The organism is Actinoplanes sp. CA-015351 (genome assembly GCF_050955685.1).
Classification (GTDB): Bacteria; Actinomycetota; Actinomycetes; order Mycobacteriales; family Micromonosporaceae; genus Actinoplanes.
The window spans coordinates 8,100,714-8,117,555 of sequence record NZ_CP192102.1 but is presented as its reverse complement, the minus strand read 5'-3'; the positions used below and the strand labels follow the sequence as shown (position 1 = coordinate 8,117,555).

15 protein-coding genes are annotated in these 16,842 nt (G+C 68.2%); 11 read left to right on the top strand and 4 right to left on the bottom strand.

Going from position 1 to position 16,842, the window contains the following annotated elements; genetic code table 11:
* Window positions 1–251 precede the first annotated feature (251 nt).
* Both ACQP2E_RS36925 and ACQP2E_RS36920 read right to left on the bottom strand, forming a co-directional pair.
* Entirely contained in the window at window positions 252–1,376 is a 1,125-nt protein-coding gene (locus tag ACQP2E_RS36925) for an NADH-quinone oxidoreductase subunit D (protein WP_433834228.1), read from the bottom strand.
* A gap of 17 nt (window positions 1,377–1,393) precedes the next feature.
* Complete coding sequence (locus tag ACQP2E_RS36920; protein ID WP_433827574.1) at window positions 1,394–2,374, bottom strand: SAM-dependent methyltransferase; 981 nt, start codon at window positions 2,372–2,374, stop codon at window positions 1,394–1,396.
* Window positions 2,375–2,512: 138 nt separating this feature from the next.
* Between ACQP2E_RS36920 and ACQP2E_RS36915 the strand changes: the two genes are divergently transcribed.
* From ACQP2E_RS36915 to ACQP2E_RS36875, 9 genes are all read left to right on the top strand, one after another.
* Window positions 2,513–3,370 carry a Rossmann-like and DUF2520 domain-containing protein gene (locus ACQP2E_RS36915; RefSeq protein ID WP_433827573.1) on the top strand — a complete coding sequence of 286 codons (858 nt, stop codon included), beginning with the start codon at window positions 2,513–2,515 and terminating at the stop codon, window positions 3,368–3,370.
* Entirely contained in the window at window positions 3,367–4,212 is an 846-nt protein-coding gene (panC, locus tag ACQP2E_RS36910; RefSeq protein WP_433827572.1) for a pantoate--beta-alanine ligase, read from the top strand. The genes ACQP2E_RS36915 and panC overlap by 4 nt, the downstream gene beginning before the upstream one ends.
* 89 nt (window positions 4,213–4,301) lie before the next feature.
* Complete coding sequence (locus ACQP2E_RS36905; protein ID WP_433827571.1) at window positions 4,302–5,228, top strand: septum formation family protein; 927 nt, start codon at window positions 4,302–4,304, stop codon at window positions 5,226–5,228.
* 62 nt (window positions 5,229–5,290) lie between these two features.
* The gene (locus ACQP2E_RS36900; RefSeq protein ID WP_433827570.1) at window positions 5,291–6,937 is read left to right on the top strand and encodes an L-aspartate oxidase; all 1,647 of its coding nucleotides are present in this window, start codon (window positions 5,291–5,293) and stop codon (window positions 6,935–6,937) included.
* 55 nt (window positions 6,938–6,992) lie between these two features.
* Window positions 6,993–7,850 (top strand): carboxylating nicotinate-nucleotide diphosphorylase, encoded by an 858-nt coding sequence (nadC, locus tag ACQP2E_RS36895; protein WP_433827569.1) that lies wholly within the window; start codon window positions 6,993–6,995, stop codon window positions 7,848–7,850.
* 56 nt (window positions 7,851–7,906) lie between these two features.
* Window positions 7,907–8,665: a type III pantothenate kinase gene (locus ACQP2E_RS36890; RefSeq protein ID WP_111649689.1), complete on the top strand. Its 759-nt coding sequence runs from the start codon at window positions 7,907–7,909 to the stop codon at window positions 8,663–8,665.
* 56 nt (window positions 8,666–8,721) lie between these two features.
* A complete protein-coding gene (gene lysS, locus ACQP2E_RS36885; protein WP_433827568.1) occupies window positions 8,722–10,230 on the top strand; it encodes a lysine--tRNA ligase in 1,509 nt (502 codons plus the stop codon).
* A 103-nt stretch (window positions 10,231–10,333) separates the two neighbouring features.
* Window positions 10,334–10,690 carry a histone-like nucleoid-structuring protein Lsr2 gene (locus ACQP2E_RS36880; protein WP_433827567.1) on the top strand — a complete coding sequence of 119 codons (357 nt, stop codon included), beginning with the start codon at window positions 10,334–10,336 and terminating at the stop codon, window positions 10,688–10,690.
* Window positions 10,691–11,059: 369 nt separating this feature from the next.
* On the top strand, window positions 11,060–13,582 hold the full coding sequence (locus ACQP2E_RS36875) for an ATP-dependent Clp protease ATP-binding subunit (protein WP_433827566.1): 2,523 nt from the start codon (window positions 11,060–11,062) through the stop codon (window positions 13,580–13,582).
* A gap of 628 nt (window positions 13,583–14,210) precedes the next feature.
* Here ACQP2E_RS36875 and ACQP2E_RS36870 read toward each other — a convergent pair.
* Window positions 14,211–14,774, bottom strand: a complete 564-nt coding sequence (locus ACQP2E_RS36870; protein WP_433827565.1) for a DUF4291 domain-containing protein — start codon at window positions 14,772–14,774, stop codon at window positions 14,211–14,213.
* A gap of 50 nt (window positions 14,775–14,824) precedes the next feature.
* Window positions 14,825–15,724, bottom strand: a complete 900-nt coding sequence (locus tag ACQP2E_RS36865) for an A/G-specific adenine glycosylase (RefSeq protein WP_433827564.1) — start codon at window positions 15,722–15,724, stop codon at window positions 14,825–14,827.
* A 20-nt stretch (window positions 15,725–15,744) separates the two neighbouring features.
* Here ACQP2E_RS36865 and ACQP2E_RS36860 point away from each other — a divergent pair, with 20 nt between their 5' ends.
* Window positions 15,745–16,245 carry a glycine cleavage system protein R gene (locus tag ACQP2E_RS36860; RefSeq protein ID WP_433827563.1) on the top strand — a complete coding sequence of 167 codons (501 nt, stop codon included), beginning with the start codon at window positions 15,745–15,747 and terminating at the stop codon, window positions 16,243–16,245.
* Window positions 16,242–16,772 (top strand): peptide deformylase, encoded by a 531-nt coding sequence (def, locus tag ACQP2E_RS36855; protein WP_433827562.1) that lies wholly within the window; start codon window positions 16,242–16,244, stop codon window positions 16,770–16,772. Before ACQP2E_RS36860 ends, def begins: the two co-directional genes overlap by 4 nt.
* Window positions 16,773–16,842: the final 70 nt, after the last annotated feature.

Sequence of the window (16,842 nt, the reverse complement as noted above, 5' to 3'; positions counted from 1 at the left end):
GTTCACCGACATGCCACGGACAACCGTCCCGCAAACTCATGCACTTGTGGTCGATCAGCCGCCCAAACCGCACAAGATCTCTGAGCGGCACCTCGCACCGAGACACCGAGACACCGAGACACCGAGACACCGAGACACCGAGACACCGCCCCGAGCCTGCCACCGGTCCACGAACGGCAAAACCCGAGCGCTGGCCCACCCTTTGCCAAGATCAAGCTCGGGGCAGAGCGGCAACGACAGCCGTAGCCCGGCTATTTGTCGATGTCGCCCACCACGAAGAACATCGAGCCGAGGACGGCGATCAGGTCGGGCACCAGGCAGCCCGGGATCAGCGTCGCCAGGGCCTGCACGTTCGCATAGGAGGCCGTGCGCAGCTTGAGCCTCCACGGGGTTTTCTCGCCGCGGGACACCAGGTAATAACCGTTCACCCCGAGCGGGTTCTCGGTCCACGCGTACGTATGGCCCTCGGGTGCCTTGACCACCTTGGGCAGGCGTACGTTGACCGGGCCGCCGATCCGGTCGACCTGGTCGAGGCAGGCCTCCACGAGATCCAGGGAGACGTACGTCTGGTCGAGCAGCACCTCGAAACGGGAGTGGCAGTCGCCGGCCTGGCGGGTCACCACCGGGAATTCCAGCTGGTCGTAGAAGAGGTAGGGCTCGTCCCGGCGTACATCGAAATCTAGACCACTGGCGCGCGCGACCGGTCCGGAGGCGCCGTAGGCGGCTGCGTCGGCGGCGGTGAGGACGCCGACGCCGACGGTCCGGGCCAGGAAGATGTCGTTCTTGCGGATGAGCCGGTCGAGGTCGGGCAGCCGGCGGCGGACCGCGGCGACGGCCTCGCGGACCCGCTTGGTCCAGCCGGCCGGCACCTCCTCCTTGAGGCCGCCCACCCGGTTGAACATGTAGTGGATCCGGCCGCCGGAGACCTCCTCCATCACCGCCTGGAGGGTTTCTCGTTCCCGGAACGCGTAGAACATCGGTGTGATCGCGCCGATCTCCAGCGGGTAGGAGCCGAGGAACATCAGGTGGTTGAGCGCCCGGTTCAGCTCGGCTAGCGCCATCCGCAGCCAGACGGCGCGTTCCGGCACCTCGATGCCCATGAGCCGTTCGACGGCGAGGGCGACGCCGAGTTCGTTGGAGAACGCGGAAAGCCAGTCGTGCCGGTTCGCCAGCATGATGATCTGCCGGTAGTCGCGGACCTCGAACAGCTTCTCCGCGCCGCGGTGCATGTATCCGACGATCGGCTCGCACTCGACGACCCGTTCGCCGTCCAGTTTGAGCTTGAGCCGCAGCACGCCGTGAGTCGACGGATGTTGCGGCCCGATGTTGAGGACCATGTCGGCCGTGTCGAGCCCGGCACCGGTCCCGACCGTCATCTCCCGCAGGTCATCGTTCACTGCAAGATGCTCCCACGAACCTCCGGACCTATCTCGTGCCACAACCACCAATGTGCGCCCAGCCCGGACGGATCGATCAGCTCGGCGGCGCTGCCTGCCGCGGAAAGAGCGCGGATGTACGCCGCCGGGTCGGTGCGGGCAAGCTCCAGCGGTGGTCGCGCGCCGTCGACCCCGAGCGCTTTCAGCACCTCACGCTGACTGACCATTTGGTACGCGTAACCGGCCGCACCCGCCACCGCATCCATAGCCACATGTGCCGTGACATCACAGCTGCCGTCCGGAACAGGCGGCACCTGACGCCCGTCCCGATACCCGGTGAGCGTGCCGAGGGCCGGCCGTTCGGAGCGCTGGTGACCGTAATCGACACAGAGCGCGGCCCCGCGCCGCACCGAGGCCACGGCATCGGCCCAGGCGGCGTCCCGGGGCCAGCCGATCTCGATCCGTCCAGGGCCGGGCCACCAGCGTTTCAGCCAGAAGAGGTCGGCCGCGTCGGCCGGGCCACCCAGCGTCTCGGCGCCGGTCCGCCGGTCCACCAGCACCTTGCGCAGGTTGCCGTGCTCGTCGGTCTCCACGACGTCGAGCGGGACGTTGTCCAGCCACTCGGTGGCGATCAGCAGGCCGGTCACGCTGTCCGGCACGCCAGTCCGCCAGCGGATCCGCGGATCCAGCCGGTCCGGCCGGAGTGCCATCTCCACGCCGATCGGGCGTACCCGGGCGGCCAGATCGGACGGCATCAGCGCGAGCAGGACGGTGAGCAGTTCGCCGCGCCCGGCGCCCACGTCGACCAGGTCGAACGTCCGGGGCCGGCCGAGGGCTTCGTCGAGCCGTTCGACGATTCGAAGCAGCGCCCCGGCGAACAGCGGGGACGCGTGCACGCTGGTACGGAAGTGGCCGGCCGGGCCGCTCCCGGCGCGGACGAAGAAGCCGTCGCTTCCGTAAAGGGCCGACCGCATCGCCGGCCGCCAGCCGATGGACATGCGGCTCAGCCTAAATCCGGCCGAGGGTGTGGCCGATATGAGCCCGGTGCGGTTTGCCACACGCTGTTGCTACGGGCGTGTTAATTCGGCGCATACTGGCGCTCGACCGGTACCCCGAGCTGAGGACTGGATCCAGAGATGAACGCTTTGACCGTCGGCGTCATCGGCGCCGGCCGGGTGGGCGCCGTACTCGGTGCGGCGCTGAGCGCGGCCGGGCACCGGGTTGTCGCCGCCGCGGCGGTCTCCGCCGCTTCCCGGGAACGGGTGGCCCGCCTGCTACCGGACGCCGCGATCCTGCCTGCTGACGACGTCGCCCGCGCTGCTTCCGATCTGTTGCTGCTTGCCGTTCCCGACGATGCTCTGGCCGCCGTGGTGGCCGGCCTGAACTCGACCGGCGCGCTGCGTCCCGGCCAGGTCGTCGCGCACACGTCCGGGGCTCACGGACTCGCCGTTCTGGGCGATGTGAACGGCATGGCCCTGCACCCCGCGATGACCTTCACCGGAGCGGACTCCGACCTGGATCGGCTGCCCGGCATCGCCTGGGGCGTGACGACCCCCGACCGGGCGTTCGCCACCCGGCTGGTCGCCGACCTGGGCGGGGTGCCGGAGTGGGTGGCCGAGGATTCCCGGCCGCTCTATCACGCGGCGCTGGCACACGGCGCGAACCACCTGGTCACGCTCGTGAACGAGGCCGCCGACCTGCTGCGCGCGGCGGGTGTCGAGCAGCCCGGCCGGGTGCTGGAGCCGCTGCTCACCGCGGCCCTCGACAACGCCCTGCGGATGGGCGACGCCGCGCTGACCGGCCCGGTCTCCCGGGGTGACGCCGGCACGGTCGCCAAGCATCTGGGCCGGATGCCGGCCGAGGCCATCCCGGCTTATCTGGCGATGGCCCGGCGCACCGCGGACCGGGCGATCGCTTCCGGCCGGCTGCGTCCGCACGACGCCGAAGCACTTCTGGAGATCCTCTACCGAGCGAAGGTGGGTAGTCCCGCGTGACCGTTCTCGTACACACCCGTGCCGCGCTGGCCGCCGAGCTCGCGAAGGCTCCGGGTGAGATCGCAGTGGTGATGACCATGGGAGCACTGCACGAAGGACACCGGCAGCTGATGCGGGTGGCGCGTGAGCGGTCCGCTTTCGTGGTGGTGACGATCTTCGTGAACCCACTGCAGTTCGGGCCGAACGAGGACTTTGAGAAGTACCCGCGCACCCTCGACGACGATCTTGTGGCCTGCCGGGACGAGGGCGTCACCGTGGTGTTCGCGCCGAGCCGCGACGACGTGTACCCCGGCGGCGCGCCGTCGATCACGATGCATCCCGGACCGCTCGGCGAGATCCTCGAGGGCGAGAGCCGGCCGGGCCACTTCGCCGGCATGCTCACCGTGGTCCAGAAGCTGCTGATGCTGACGCATGCCGATGTCGCGTACTTCGGCGAGAAGGATTTCCAGCAGCTCGCACTGATCCGCCGGATGGCCCTTGACCTGGAGATGGGCGTCGAGATCGTGGGCGTTCCGACCGTACGGGAGATTGATGGTCTTGCTCTTTCGAGCCGGAACCGATTTCTCTCGCCGGACCAGCGACTGGCCGCGCTCGCGCTCTCTCGCGCTCTGCGCGAGGGCGCGGCGCAGAGCGACCCCGACTCGGTCCTGGCCGTCGCCCACAAGATCTTGGCGGAGGAGCCAGGGGTACGCGTGGACTACCTCGCGCTGACCGGAACAGATCTGGGCGCCGCGCCCGGGTCGGGTGCCGCCCGCCTGCTGGTGGCCGCCAAGGTTGGCAGCACCCGGCTGATCGACAACGTCGCACTCCAACTGACACCGGGTACAGGGGAGCCTTTGTAACGCGAACTTTCCAGAACGTCGCCGGTATCCGTACAGATCGTCATACGATCGATAAATCGGACACCGGCGGCGTTGTGGGAGGCAGGTTCATGCGACACCGGCGGCGTGGCCGGCGACGGTCCGGGATGGCCGCGATCAGCGCGGCCGTGCTGCTCGCCGCGGGCTGCGGCGGAAGCGGCAACGTCGACGGCGACCTGATCAACAATTGGGGCGCGATGGCTCCGGCGACCAGCTTCCTGCCGGTCGCCGAGACGTGTCACCTCGCCAACTTCGCCGTCTCCGGTCCGCGGTCCACCTATGAGGAGGCGGACTGCTCGGTGGCGCATCGCACCGAGACCGTGTTCATCGGCGAGTACACCGACGCGGCCGCCGAGACCGAAACCCCGCCGGCCGGCACCACTGCCGGAGGCCGAGCCGCGTACCGGACCTGCGACGCGCAGGCGACCGAGTACGTGGGCGGCCCCTGGCGCGAGGCCCGGCTCTGGATCGGTGTCACCAACCCCTCACCGGCCGCCTGGACCGGTGGATCCCGCTGGTTCCGCTGTGAGCTGGTCGAACTGGACTCGATCGAGGACGACGGCGCGCTGGTGCAGCGCAAGGGCAGCCTGCGTGGCGCCCTGGCCTCGGACACCTCAGGGCTCGAGCTCACCTGTTACGCCATCGGGCTGGACAGCGCCGGCGCCATCGACACGATGCCGGCCGCCGACTGCGAGGAGACGCACAACTCCGAGTTCGTCGGTGTCTGGGAAGCTCCGGCCACCGCGGCGTACCCCAAGGGCGGCGCGAACTGGGACGAGTTCCACGACGGCTGCCGGACCCTGGTGGCGAAGTACGCGGCCGTGCCCGACGACGCCGATCTGCGGTATCGGACCGGTGTGGTCTCGCTGCCGGGCAACGCCGAGGTGTGGGCGCAGGGTGATCACAACGTCCGCTGTTATCTGTGGCTCGACGGCGCGGCTCTGACCGGCTCGCTGCGGGGCAAGGGGACGAAGGCTCTGCCCGTCCAGTACAAGTAACCGTGACCACTGAAGGTGCCCCCGCCGCGACGGATCCGAGCGGGCGGAGTGTACTTGGACACATGTCACCTCTCGCGGATCTACCGGCGCTGCCTCGCCGGGTCGCCGCTGCCGAACCGGGCTGGACCGAGACCACCGACGTCGTCGTGGTCGGTTCCGGGATCGCCGGCCTCACCGCCGCGCTGCACCTGCGCGAGCAGGGCCTGCACGTCACCGTCGTGACCAAGGTGAACATCGACGACGGCTCCACCCGCTGGGCGCAGGGCGGTATCGCCGCGGTGCTGGATCCGCTGGACACCCCGCAGGCGCACGCGTACGACACGGAGATCGCCGGAGTCGGCCTCTGCGACCCGGAAGCGGTCCGCGTCCTGGTCGAGGAGGGGCCGGCCCGGATCCGGGAGCTGATCCGGCGCGGCGCCGAGTTCGACCGCAACCCGGACGGCTCGCTGATGCTGACCCGCGAGGGCGGGCACCGCGCCGACCGGATCGTGCACGCCGGCGGTGATGCAACCGGCGCTGAAGTGCAGCGCGCCCTGCACGAGGCGGTGCACCGGGATCCGTGGATCCGCCTCGTCGAGCACGCGCTCGTGCTCGACCTGTTGCGCGCCGCCGACGGCCGGGCCTGCGGGCTCACCCTGCACGTGCTCGGCGAGGGCAGCGAGGACGGTGTCGGCGCGATCCTGGCCAGGGCCGTGGTGCTGGCCACCGGCGGGATGGGCCAGATCTACTCCTCCACCACGAACCCGTCGGTCTCCACCGGTGACGGGGTGGCGCTCGCGCTGCGGGCCGGCGCCGAGGTGACCGACATCGAGTTCGTGCAGTTCCACCCGACGTCGTTTGTCTCCGGAGCGGTCAACTCGGTACAGCGGCCGCTGATCTCCGAGGCGCTCCGGGGCGAGGGCGCGTACCTGGTCGACGAGACCGGCACACGGTTCATGGTGGGTCAGCACGAGCTGGCCGAGCTGGCGCCGCGTGACGTGGTCGCCAAGGGCATCTACCGGGTGCTGCGGTCCACCGGCGCCGATCACGTCTATCTGGACGCCCGGCACCTCGGGAAGGAGTTCCTGGAGCACCGGTTCCCGACGATCATGGCGTCCACCCGGTCGGCCGGCGTCGACCCGGCCACCGAGCTGATCCCGGTGGCGCCGGCCGCACACTACGCCTCCGGCGGCGTCCGCACCGACCTGCACGGCCGCACCAGCATCCCCGGGCTGTACGCCTGCGGTGAGGTTGCCTGCACCGGTGTGCACGGCGCCAACCGGCTGGCCAGCAACTCGCTGCTGGAAGGCCTGGTCTTCGCGAAGCGGATCGCCGACGACATCGGCAGCGAGCCGCCGGCACAGGCCGAGCCGGCCGGCACCGACGCCGGACCCGCCTGGGTCGCCGACCCGGCGATCCGCGCCGAGCTGCAGCGGGCGATGACGCGGGGCGCCGGCGTGCTGCGCTCGGCCGACTCGCTCGCCGGGGCAGCCAAGGAGCTGAGCCGCCTCGCCGAGCACCGCTCCCGGCCGAACACCGCGGCCTGGGAGGCGACGAACCTGCTCACCGTCGCGTCGGTGCTGGTCGCCAACGCGCAGACCCGCCGCGAGACGCGCGGCTGCCACTGGCGTGAGGATCACCCGACCGCGGCCGACGAGTGGCGCGGCCACCTCCTCGACGCGATCGGCCCGGACGGAATGATCACCCAGAAGTTCGAGGAGATGGCGTGATCGACTGCACCGCAGCGAAGCAAGGGCCAGGAGAGCACGCCGAAGGAGGCACAGCGTGACGACACCCGGAATCGATCTCGGCGAGCTGCAGCGGATCGTCTTCACCGCGCTTGGCGAAGATCTTGGTGACCCGCCGCGCGACGTGACGAGCGAGGCGACCATCCCGATCGGGCAGACCGGCACGGCCGAGCTGGTGGCCCGGGCCGACGGCGTGGTGGCCGGCCTGCTCGTGGCGGCCGAGGTCTTCGCGATCACGTCCTCCGGGACGGCGACCTTCGAACAGGTGGCGAACGACGGCGACCGGGTACGCCGAGGCGACGTGCTCGCCCGGATCACCGGACCGACCCGTTCGCTGCTGACCGCCGAGCGCACCGCGCTGAACCTGATCAGCCGGATGTCCGGGGTTGCCACGCACACCCGCAAGTGGGCCGACCAGCTCGAAGGCACCAAGGCAACGGTGCTGGACACCCGCAAGACCACTCCCGGCCTGCGGGTCCTGGAGAAGTACGCGGTCCGGGTCGGCGGCGGCACCAACAAGCGGATGGGCCTCTACGACGTCGCCATGATCAAGGACAACCACAAGCTGGCGGCCGGCAGCATCACGGCGGCGTACCAGCTGGTGCGCGAGGCGTTCCCGGACGTTGCGGTGCAGGTCGAGGTGACCACCCTCGACGAGGCCAAGGAAGCCGTCGCGGCCGGCGCCACGTTCCTGCTCTGCGACAACATGCGGCCGGAACAGCTCGTCGAGGTGGTCGCCGCGGTCGGTGAGCAGACCGAGCTGGAGGCGACCGGGAACCTGACTCTGGAGACCGCTGCGGCCTACGCCGCGACAGGAGTGGACTACCTGTCGGTCGGCGGGCTCACCCACTCCTCACCGATTCTCGACATCGCCTTGGACCTGCGGCCGCGTTGAGGCGCTCACCCCGTACAAAATAGGGGTCTTGATTGTGATTCTTAGGGGCCGACAACGTGCTGCTTTGTATTGACATCGGTAACACCAACACCGTGCTGGCCACCTTCGACGGCGACAAGCTGGTGCACAACTGGCGGATCAAGACCGACGCCGCTTCGACCGCTGACGAGCTGGGGCTGATGTTCCGCGGGCTGCTCGCCGGTGACGCCGTGGAGATCACCGGGGTGGCCGCGTGCTCGACCGTGCCGGCCGCGCTGCGCAACCTGCGCACCATGCTGAAGCGGTACTACGGCGAGGTGCCGAGCGTCGTCGTCGAGCCGGGAGTGAAAACCGGTGTGCAGCTCGCCATCGACAACCCCAAGGAGGTCGGCTCCGACCGGGTGGTCAACACGCTCGCGGCGCATGCGCTCTACGGCGGACCGTCGATCGTTGTCGACTTCGGCACCACCACGAACTTCGACCTGATCAGCGCGAAGGGTGAGTTCCTCGGTGGCGCGTTCGCACCCGGCATCGAGATCTCGTTCGACGCGCTGGCGGCCCGCGCGGCCCAGCTGCGCAAGGTGGAGCCGACCAAGCCGAAATCGGTGATCGGCAAGAACACCGTGGAATGTCTCCAGGCCGGGCTCTACTTCGGCTTCGCCGGTCAGGTGGACCGGATCGTCGAGCGGATGATCGAGGAGATCGGCCCGGTCAACGCGGTGATCGCCACCGGCGGGCTGGCCTGGCTCGTGAAGGACGAGTGCCACACGCTCACCGCGCACGAGCCGATGATCACGCTGATCGGGCTGCGGATGGTATATGAGCGGAACGTTTGAGGGGCTCTGAGTACGCTTTCTCAGGTCCTGACCAGTAGCTACCAGGAAGTCGAGCCGTGACCGAGCAGAACACGCCAGTTGTCGACCCCGCCGAGGACGTTCCCGAGCAGATGCGGGTCCGCCGGGCGAAGCGGGACCGGCTGCTGGCCGAGGGCGTACCGCCGTACCCGGTGAACGTCCCCCGGACCGCCGAGCTCGCGGAGATCCGCGCGAAGTACGCTGAGCTGCCCACCGACACCGCCAGCGGCGACACCGTGTCGGTCACCGGCCGAGTGATCTTCGTGCGGAACGGCGGCAAACTCTGCTTCGCCACGCTGCGCGCCGGCGACGGCACCGAACTCCAGGCGATGCTTTCGCTGGACAAGGTCGGTGCCGAGGCGCTCGAGGAGTGGAAGCGGATCGTCGACCTCGGCGACCTGGTCGCGATCACCGGTGAAGTGATCACCAGCCGTCGTGGTGAGCTTTCCGTGCTCGCGGATTCCTGGGCCATGAGCGCCAAGGCGCTGCGCGCGCTTCCGGTTGCGCACAAGCCGCTTTCCGAGGAAACCCGGGTTCGGCAACGTTATGTGGATCTCATCGTCCGGCCGCAGGCGCGTGACGTCGTTCGTACTCGCTCGACAGTGGTCCGCAGCCTGCGTGAGTCACTGTTCCGCCGCAATTTCCTCGAAGTTGAAACACCCATGTTGCAGTTGCTGCACGGGGGTGCGGCGGCCCGCCCGTTTGTGACGCACAGCAACGCTTTGGATACCGATCTTTATCTGCGGATCGCGCCGGAACTGTTTTTGAAGCGCGCCGTGGTCGGTGGCATCGAGCGTGTCTTCGAGATCAACCGCAACTTCCGGAATGAGGGCATGGACTCCACGCACTCTCCGGAGTTCGCCATGCTCGAGGCGTACCAGGCGTACGCCGACTACAACGTGATGCAGGAGCAGGTGCGTCACTGGATTCAGGAGGCCGCGGTCGCCGTCTCCGGTTCGCACGTGGTCACCCACGCGGACGGCACCGAGGTCGACCTCGGCGGCGAGTGGGCGGAGATCACCCTTTTCGGCGCGATCTCCGACGCGCTCGGCGAGGAGGTCACGGTCGGCACCGACCTGGCCACCCTGCAGGGGTACGCGGAAAAGGTGCAGCTCTCGGTGGATCCGAAGTGGATCGCGGGCAAGCTCGCCGAGGAACTTTTCGAGCACCTCGTGCAGCACAAGTTGCAGGCGCCCACATTCGTCCGCGACTACCCGGAGGAGACGGCCCCGCTCACCGCGGCGCACCGGACCACCCCCGGACTGACCGAGAAGTGGGACCTTTACATCGGTGGATTCGAGCTCGCTACGGCGTACTCGGAACTTGTCGACCCGGTCGTACAGCGCGAACGACTGCACGCGCAGTCGCTGCTCGCGGCCGGCGGCGACGCCGAGGCGATGCAGCTGGACGAGGATTTCCTGCGTGCCATGGAGTACGGAATGCCACCGACCGGTGGCATGGGAATGGGAATCGACCGGCTGTTGATGGCGCTCACCGGCCTTGGCATTCGGGAAACGATCCTCTTCCCCTTGGTCCGGCCGGAGTAGTCGCTCGGCATTATTGCCCCCGCCATTGACGGCCGATACGCCCCTGGCGTTATTGTCTTCCCATTGCTGGGGAGAGAACCTGTGTTCGGGAGGATAACGGCGCGTGGCCAAGCAGATCATTCACAAGCTGGTCGATGACCTCGACAACGGCGACGCCGACGAGACCGTGAAGTTTGCGCTCGACGGCATTCAGTATGAGATCGACCTGTCAGAGAAGAACGCCGCGAAATTGCGGGAGGTCTTCGAGCCCTACCTCAACGCGGGCAGCCGGGTCGCGCGCGGCGGCGTGGTCGTCGGTGGCCGGGCGGCGCGTGGGCGTGGCGGCGCCACCGCCGACCGCGAGCAGAACAAGGCGATCCGCGAGTGGGCCAAGAAGGCGGGGAAGGACATCTCCGACCGGGGCCGGATCCCGCAGGAGATCGTGGACGAGTTCCACGCGAAAGGCCCCGGCCGGGCCTGACCGATTTCTGGTCCCTCGGCGATGAGGGCGCATCCCCATGTGGGGGTGCGCCCTCTCCGTGTCTTCCGGGGCTGGCCCTTCGGGCGGCTGTCCTCGGCGGTTGTCCCCAAGTTATCCACAGGGCGAGGGTGGGTTTTCCACAGGCTGTGGATCGTCGCGATTTCGCTGTACGCGTACACGTTCGGGTGGGGGAACAGCCGTTGAGCGTGCGAAGTTGGCTAAATCAACGTTGCGGATCGTTCCGAAGGGCTGTGAGCGCCCAGCAGAGCCCGTCAGCGGCGATAGAGTAGTCACAGCACGGGTATCACCGATGCCCGCGCGCTGGCCCCGCCAGTTCATTGGCGCACGGCACGTGAGGAGCACGAGGGCATGTTCGAGCGGTTCACCGACCGAGCGCGACGGGTTGTCGTCCTGGCCCAAGAAGAGGCCCGGATGCTCAACCACAACTACATCGGAACCGAACACATCCTGCTCGGTCTGATCCACGAGGGCGAAGGCGTTGCCGCAAAGGCTCTGGAGAGCCTCGGCATTTCGCTTGAGGGAGTCCGGCAGCAGGTCGAGGAAATCATCGGCCAGGGCCAGCAGGCGCCGAGCGGGCACATCCCGTTCACGCCGCGGGCCAAGAAGGTTCTGGAGCTCTCGCTGCGCGAGGCGCTCCAGCTTGGCCACAACTACATCGGCACCGAGCACATCCTGCTCGGCCTCATCCGCGAGGGCGAGGGCGTCGCCGCCCAGGTGCTGGTCAAGCTCGGCGCCGACCTGAACAGGGTCCGCCAGCAGGTCATCCAGCTGCTCTCGGGTTACCAGGGCAAGGAGCCGGCAGCCGCCGGCGCCGCGACCGGCGAGGCCGCACCGTCCACGTCGCTGGTTCTCGACCAGTTCGGCCGCAACCTGACGCAGGCCGCCCGCGAGGGCAAGCTCGACCCGGTCATCGGCCGGGAGAAAGAAATCGAGCGGGTCATGCAGGTGCTCTCCCGCCGCACCAAGAACAACCCGGTGCTGATCGGCGAGCCGGGTGTCGGCAAGACCGCCGTGGTCGAGGGTCTGGCGCAGTCCATCATCAAGGGCGAGGTGCCCGAGACGCTGAAGGACAAGCAGCTGTACACCCTGGACCTGGGCGCTCTGGTGGCCGGTTCCCGTTACCGCGGTGACTTCGAAGAGCGCCTGAAGAAGGTTCTCAAGGAGATCCGCACCCGCGGCGACATCATCCTGTTCATCGACGAGATCCACACCCTGGTCGGCGCCGGCGCCGCCGAGGGCGCGATCGACGCCGCATCGATCCTCAAGCCGATGCTGGCACGTGGTGAGCTCCAGACCATCGGTGCGACCACGCTGGACGAGTACCGCAAGCACCTGGAGAAGGACGCGGCCCTTGAGCGCCGCTTCCAGCCGATCCAGGTCGGCGAGCCGTCCCTGGCGCACACCATCGAGATCCTCAAGGGCCTGCGCGACCGTTACGAGGCGCACCACCGGATCAGCATCACCGACGCGGCCCTGGTCGCGGCCGCGACGCTGGCCGACCGGTACATCTCGGACCGCTTCCTGCCGGACAAGGCGATCGACCTGATCGACGAGGCCGGCGCACGGATGCGCATCCGCCGGATGACCGCGCCGCCGGACCTCCGTGACTTCGACGAGCGCATCGCTCAGGTGCGTCGCGACAAGGAGTCCGCGATCGACGCGCAGGACTTCGAGCGCGCCGCCCAGCTGCGCGACAAGGAGAAGACCCTCCTCAACCAGAAAGCGCAGCGGGAGAAGGAGTGGAAGGCCGGCGACCTGGACGTGGTGTCCGAGGTCGACGACGAGCAGATCGCCGAGGTCCTGGGCAACTGGACCGGCATCCCGGTCTACAAGCTGACCGAGGAAGAGACCTCTCGGCTGCTCCGCATGGAAGATGAGCTGCACAAGCGGGTCATCGGCCAGGAGGACGCGGTGCAGGCGGTCTCGAAGGCGATCCGGCGTACGCGTGCCGGCCTGAAGGACCCGAAGCGCCCCTCCGGCTCGTTCATCTTCGCCGGTCCGTCCGGTGTCGGTAAGACCGAGCTGTCCAAGGCGCTCGCCGAGTTCCTCTTCGGCTCCGAGGACGCGCTGATCCAGCTCGACATGTCCGAGTTCCACGACCGGTACACGGTGTCCCGTCTCGTCGGTGCCCCTCCCGGCTACGTCGGTTACGACGAGGGCGGCCAGCTCACCGAGAAGGTTCGTCGTAAGCCGTTCTCCGTGGTCCTCTTCGACGAGATCGAGAAGGCCCACCCGGACGTCTTCAACACGCTGCTCCAGATCCTGGAAGACGGTCGCCTGACCGACGGCCAGGGCCGGATCGTCGACTTCAAGAACACGGTCATCATCCTCACGACGAACCTCGGCACGCGCGACGTGGCGAAGGCGGTTTCGCTGGGCTTCCAGGCCTCCGAGGCCGAGGAGTCGTCGTACGAGCGGATGAAGATCAAGGTCAACGACGAGCTGAAGCAGCACTTCCGCCCGGAGTTCCTGAACCGTATCGACGACACCATCGTCTTCCACCAGCTGCGTGAGAAGGAAATCCTTCACATCGTGGACATCTTCACGGCTCGCATCGAGGGCCAGCTGAAGAACAAGGACATGGGTCTCGAACTGACCGACAGCGCGAAGCGGTACCTGGCGGCCAAGGGCTTCGACCCGGTCCTCGGCGCCCGCCCGCTGCGCCGGACCATCCAGCGCGAGCTGGAGGACACGCTGTCCGAGCAGATCCTCTTCAACGAGCTGCGCCCTGGCCAGATCGTCGTGGTGGATTGCGAGGGCGACCCGGCCCAGTTCGAGAAGTCGAAGCTGGTGTTCCGTGGGGCTGACCGTGGTGTGTCGGTTCCGGATGCTGTGCCGGCTGATCTCGGGGCTACCACTACCGAGGAGTGAGGTTTGTGCTTTCCGGCCCGGCCGCGGTTCTTTCCGCGGTCGGGCCGTTTTTTGCTGCCGGCTCTGACGGTTTTGGGGCCGGGATGGCCCACGCAGGGCGGTCAGGCTTGATCCCTGCGTGGTCCATCCCCCTCGCGCCCATCGAGCGCCCTCGCGCCCATCGAGCGCCCTCGCGCCCATCGAGCGCCCTCGCGCCCATCGAGCGCCCTCGCGTCCGGCTCGCCCTCTGTCTGCGCCTGGAGTGCGCGCTGTCGTGCCCGCGCCCTGCCGCAGCCTGTTGGGTGCCTGTCTGCGTGGGCCTGTCGGCGTGGGCCTGTGTGGACCCGGTCGGCGCGCCTGGTCGTTTGTGGGGCCCGGCGAGTCTGCTTGGCGGAGCGCGGTGCTGGCCGGGTGCCTGCGGCGTCGGGCTGGTTGTGTCGGGTGGTTGCTTTGCCCGCGGCGGTCGGTCCCCCGTTCGGATCTTGAGCGATTTTGGACGTTCTGGGGTGTGGGATTACTCAAGATCGCGAGGGATGTTCTTGGCTGCGGATGGTTGCTCTTCGCAGGTGGGTGCTTTTGTCAAGAATTGGGAGCGGCGGCGTTTGGTGTCGATTTCGGTGCGGCTCGCGCTTTTGGTCGATGCGCGGGGTTATGGGCTAAACGGGAGGGGGTAGGGGCGTTCTGGGGGTAGCAGGGCTCTTGCTGCTGGCTCGTTGTTCTGGGTCAGGTGGGAGTGGATTTTGCGCGCCAGGTCAGTTATGTCGGTAATCGCGATGGTCCACTCGTCTGCGTAGCTGTTTATCGCTGCGCCGCTCAAGCCAAGTTGGCGTGAGCGGTGGGGTAGTGGGCGCAGGTGCAGGTCTCGTTCCGGGTCCCACTGGACTCTTGTCGGTGCGGCCTTCAGTTGGTGCTGCCAGTCGGCTCGGGATGGGTATGTGTTTCGCTCGTAGCTGCTGTGCACGGCCCCGGCCAGTGCCTTCTCGAAGCCCTCGCGTGTGATCGAGACGGCCAGGATTCGCTCCTGGCCGGGCTTGGTGGTCCAGCCGGAGCGGTACATCATCCAGAGGAATGACGGCTTGATCCAGGTCATCCGGTCCCGTTTGAACGGGGTGACGAAACGGCCCGCTCTCACCGCCGCGTCCGCAATGGCATCCGAATAAGCCTGATAAACGACGATAAAGTGCTCATCGAACGTTGCTCTTACTTCTCGCACGCCCACATGTTCGTCACTGCTGACCGGCCGAAGCCACTGAATTAGGCGTACTAAAAGAGCTGTTGGACTTCGGTTTTCGGGGTGTCGCCGGCGAGGGCGAAGTTGTCGGGGCCAACCGGCTCGACCAGGCCGTCTTCCAGGAGGCCTGCCAGGGCTCGGGTGCGTTGCACCTCGTCGGTCCAGACCAGGTCGAGGCGTTGGCGGGGGACCGGGCCGGTGGTGTGCCGGAGCACTTCGAGGATCAGGCCTCGGACCTGGCGGTCGGTGCCGGCGTAGCGCTGTGGTTTGCGGCTCGGGCCCTCCGGCAGCGGGGTGCCGGAAAGACGCCACGCGCAGACGTCGTGGAATGGGCAGTCGACGCATTTCGGGGAGCGGGCCGTGCAGACGATCGCGCCCAGTTCCATGAACGCGATGCTCGCCCGGGCGGCGCGGGGTACGTCCTCGGGGAGGAGTGCGGCCATCGCTACCAGGTCGGCGGTTGTTGTTGCCGGGCCGGCGTCCGGTTTGCCTTCGACGGCGCGGGACACGACTCGGCGTACGTTGGTGTCCACGACCGGGTGACGCTGGCCGTAAGCGAAAGTCGCCACCGCGCGGGCGGTGTACGTCCCCACGCCCGGCAGCGCCAGCAGCTGTTCGAGATCGTCGGGCACCCGGCCGCCGTGCCGTTCCACGATCGCGCCGGCGCAGGCGTGCAGGCGCATGGCGCGGCGGGGGTAACCGAGCCGGCCCCACATGCGGATCGCTTCGGAGGCGGGGTCGGCGGCGAGTGCCGCGGGGGTGGGCCAGCGGGTCATCCAGGAACGCCACGCCGGTTCCACACGGATCACCGGGGTCTGCTGGAGCATCACCTCACTGACGAGTACCCCCCACGGGGTAGTGGATGGCGTCCGCCACGGAAGATCTCGGGCATTTGTGTCGTACCAGGCGATGGCTGCGTCGGCGAGAGTCATAGCCCGTTTACTGTAAGCGGGTGCAGGAGCTTGCCATCACCGTCATCGGCCCGGACCGAGCCGGCATCGTCGCGGACATCACCGAGGCGCTCGCCGGAGTCGGGGCTAACCTCACCGACTCGACGATGACCCGTCTGCGCGGGCACTTCGCCATGACCCTGATCTGCAACGGGCCGACGGTTGAAGAAGCAGAGGCCGTTCTACAAACGGTCGGATTGCTGGCTACCGTACGAAAAATCGCGCCGGAGAGCGATAAAGCGGGAACCGGCGACCCCTATATCCTCAGCGTCCACGGCGTCGACCGCCTCGGCATCGTCGCCGCGGTCACCCGGGTTGTCGCCGCCGCCGGTGGCAACATCACCGACCTGACGACCCGGCTCACCGGCCCGCTCTACGTCCTGGTCGCCGAAGTGGACCTCCCGCCCGGCGCCGCCGATCAACTCGCCGAGCAACTCGCCGTGGCGGGTTCCGAGCTGGGTGTCGACGTGACGCTGCGACGGGCCGAGTCGGAGATCCTGTGAGTGTGCAGTGGACCGGGCCGGAAGGCCAGGTACGCCCGGTCGTCACCGCCCCCGCGAACGTGCTCAGCTCGGTCGGCCAGGAGGTCGACCCGACCGACCCGGAGATCGTGGCGCTGGCCGCCGATCTGGTCAGCACGATGCGAGTCTCGCCGGGGTGTGTCGGGCTGGCCGCTCCTCAGGTGGGCGTCGGCGTCCAAGTCTTCTGCGTCGACGTCACAGATCACCCGAAAGCGGTAACCACGAACGGCACGTTCGTCCTCTGCAACGCCAAGATCATTGAGGCGAGCCGCTGGCGCCCGGGCCGTGAGGGCTGTATGTCGGTGCCGGACCTCACTGGCGACGTGAAACGCGCCGCGCGCATCGTGGTCGAGGCGCAGCTACCCGGCACCGGCGAACCCGTGACCATCACGACCGACGCATTCGAGGCCCGAGCGCTGCAACACGAGATCGATCACTGCGGCGGCAGGTTGTTCCTCGATCGGGTCGCCGGTGCGCACGCCATCTACCAGCGCAAGGTCTATCTCTAACGAACGGTTCGCGAGTTGGTGTCGCATAACCGGCGCGTCGCGTGCATGGCGCTGGCGGCACAGGTCTACC

Bases quoted from the DNA above. Each gene is read 5' to 3' on its own strand.
- ACQP2E_RS36925 (WP_433834228.1), bottom strand. From the start codon at position 1,376: ATGACGGTCGGGACCGGTGCCGGGCTCGACACGGCCGACATGGTCCTC.
- ACQP2E_RS36920 (WP_433827574.1), bottom strand. From the start codon at position 2,374: ATGTCCATCGGCTGGCGGCCGGCGATGCGGTCGGCCCTTTACGGAAGC.
- ACQP2E_RS36915 (WP_433827573.1), top strand. From the start codon at position 2,513: ATGAACGCTTTGACCGTCGGCGTCATCGGCGCCGGCCGGGTGGGCGCC.
- ACQP2E_RS36905 (WP_433827571.1), top strand. From the start codon at position 4,302: ATGCGACACCGGCGGCGTGGCCGGCGACGGTCCGGGATGGCCGCGATC.
- ACQP2E_RS36900 (WP_433827570.1), top strand. From the start codon at position 5,291: ATGTCACCTCTCGCGGATCTACCGGCGCTGCCTCGCCGGGTCGCCGCT.
- ACQP2E_RS36875 (WP_433827566.1), top strand. From the start codon at position 11,060: ATGTTCGAGCGGTTCACCGACCGAGCGCGACGGGTTGTCGTCCTGGCC.
- ACQP2E_RS36865 (WP_433827564.1), bottom strand. From the start codon at position 15,724: ATGACTCTCGCCGACGCAGCCATCGCCTGGTACGACACAAATGCCCGA.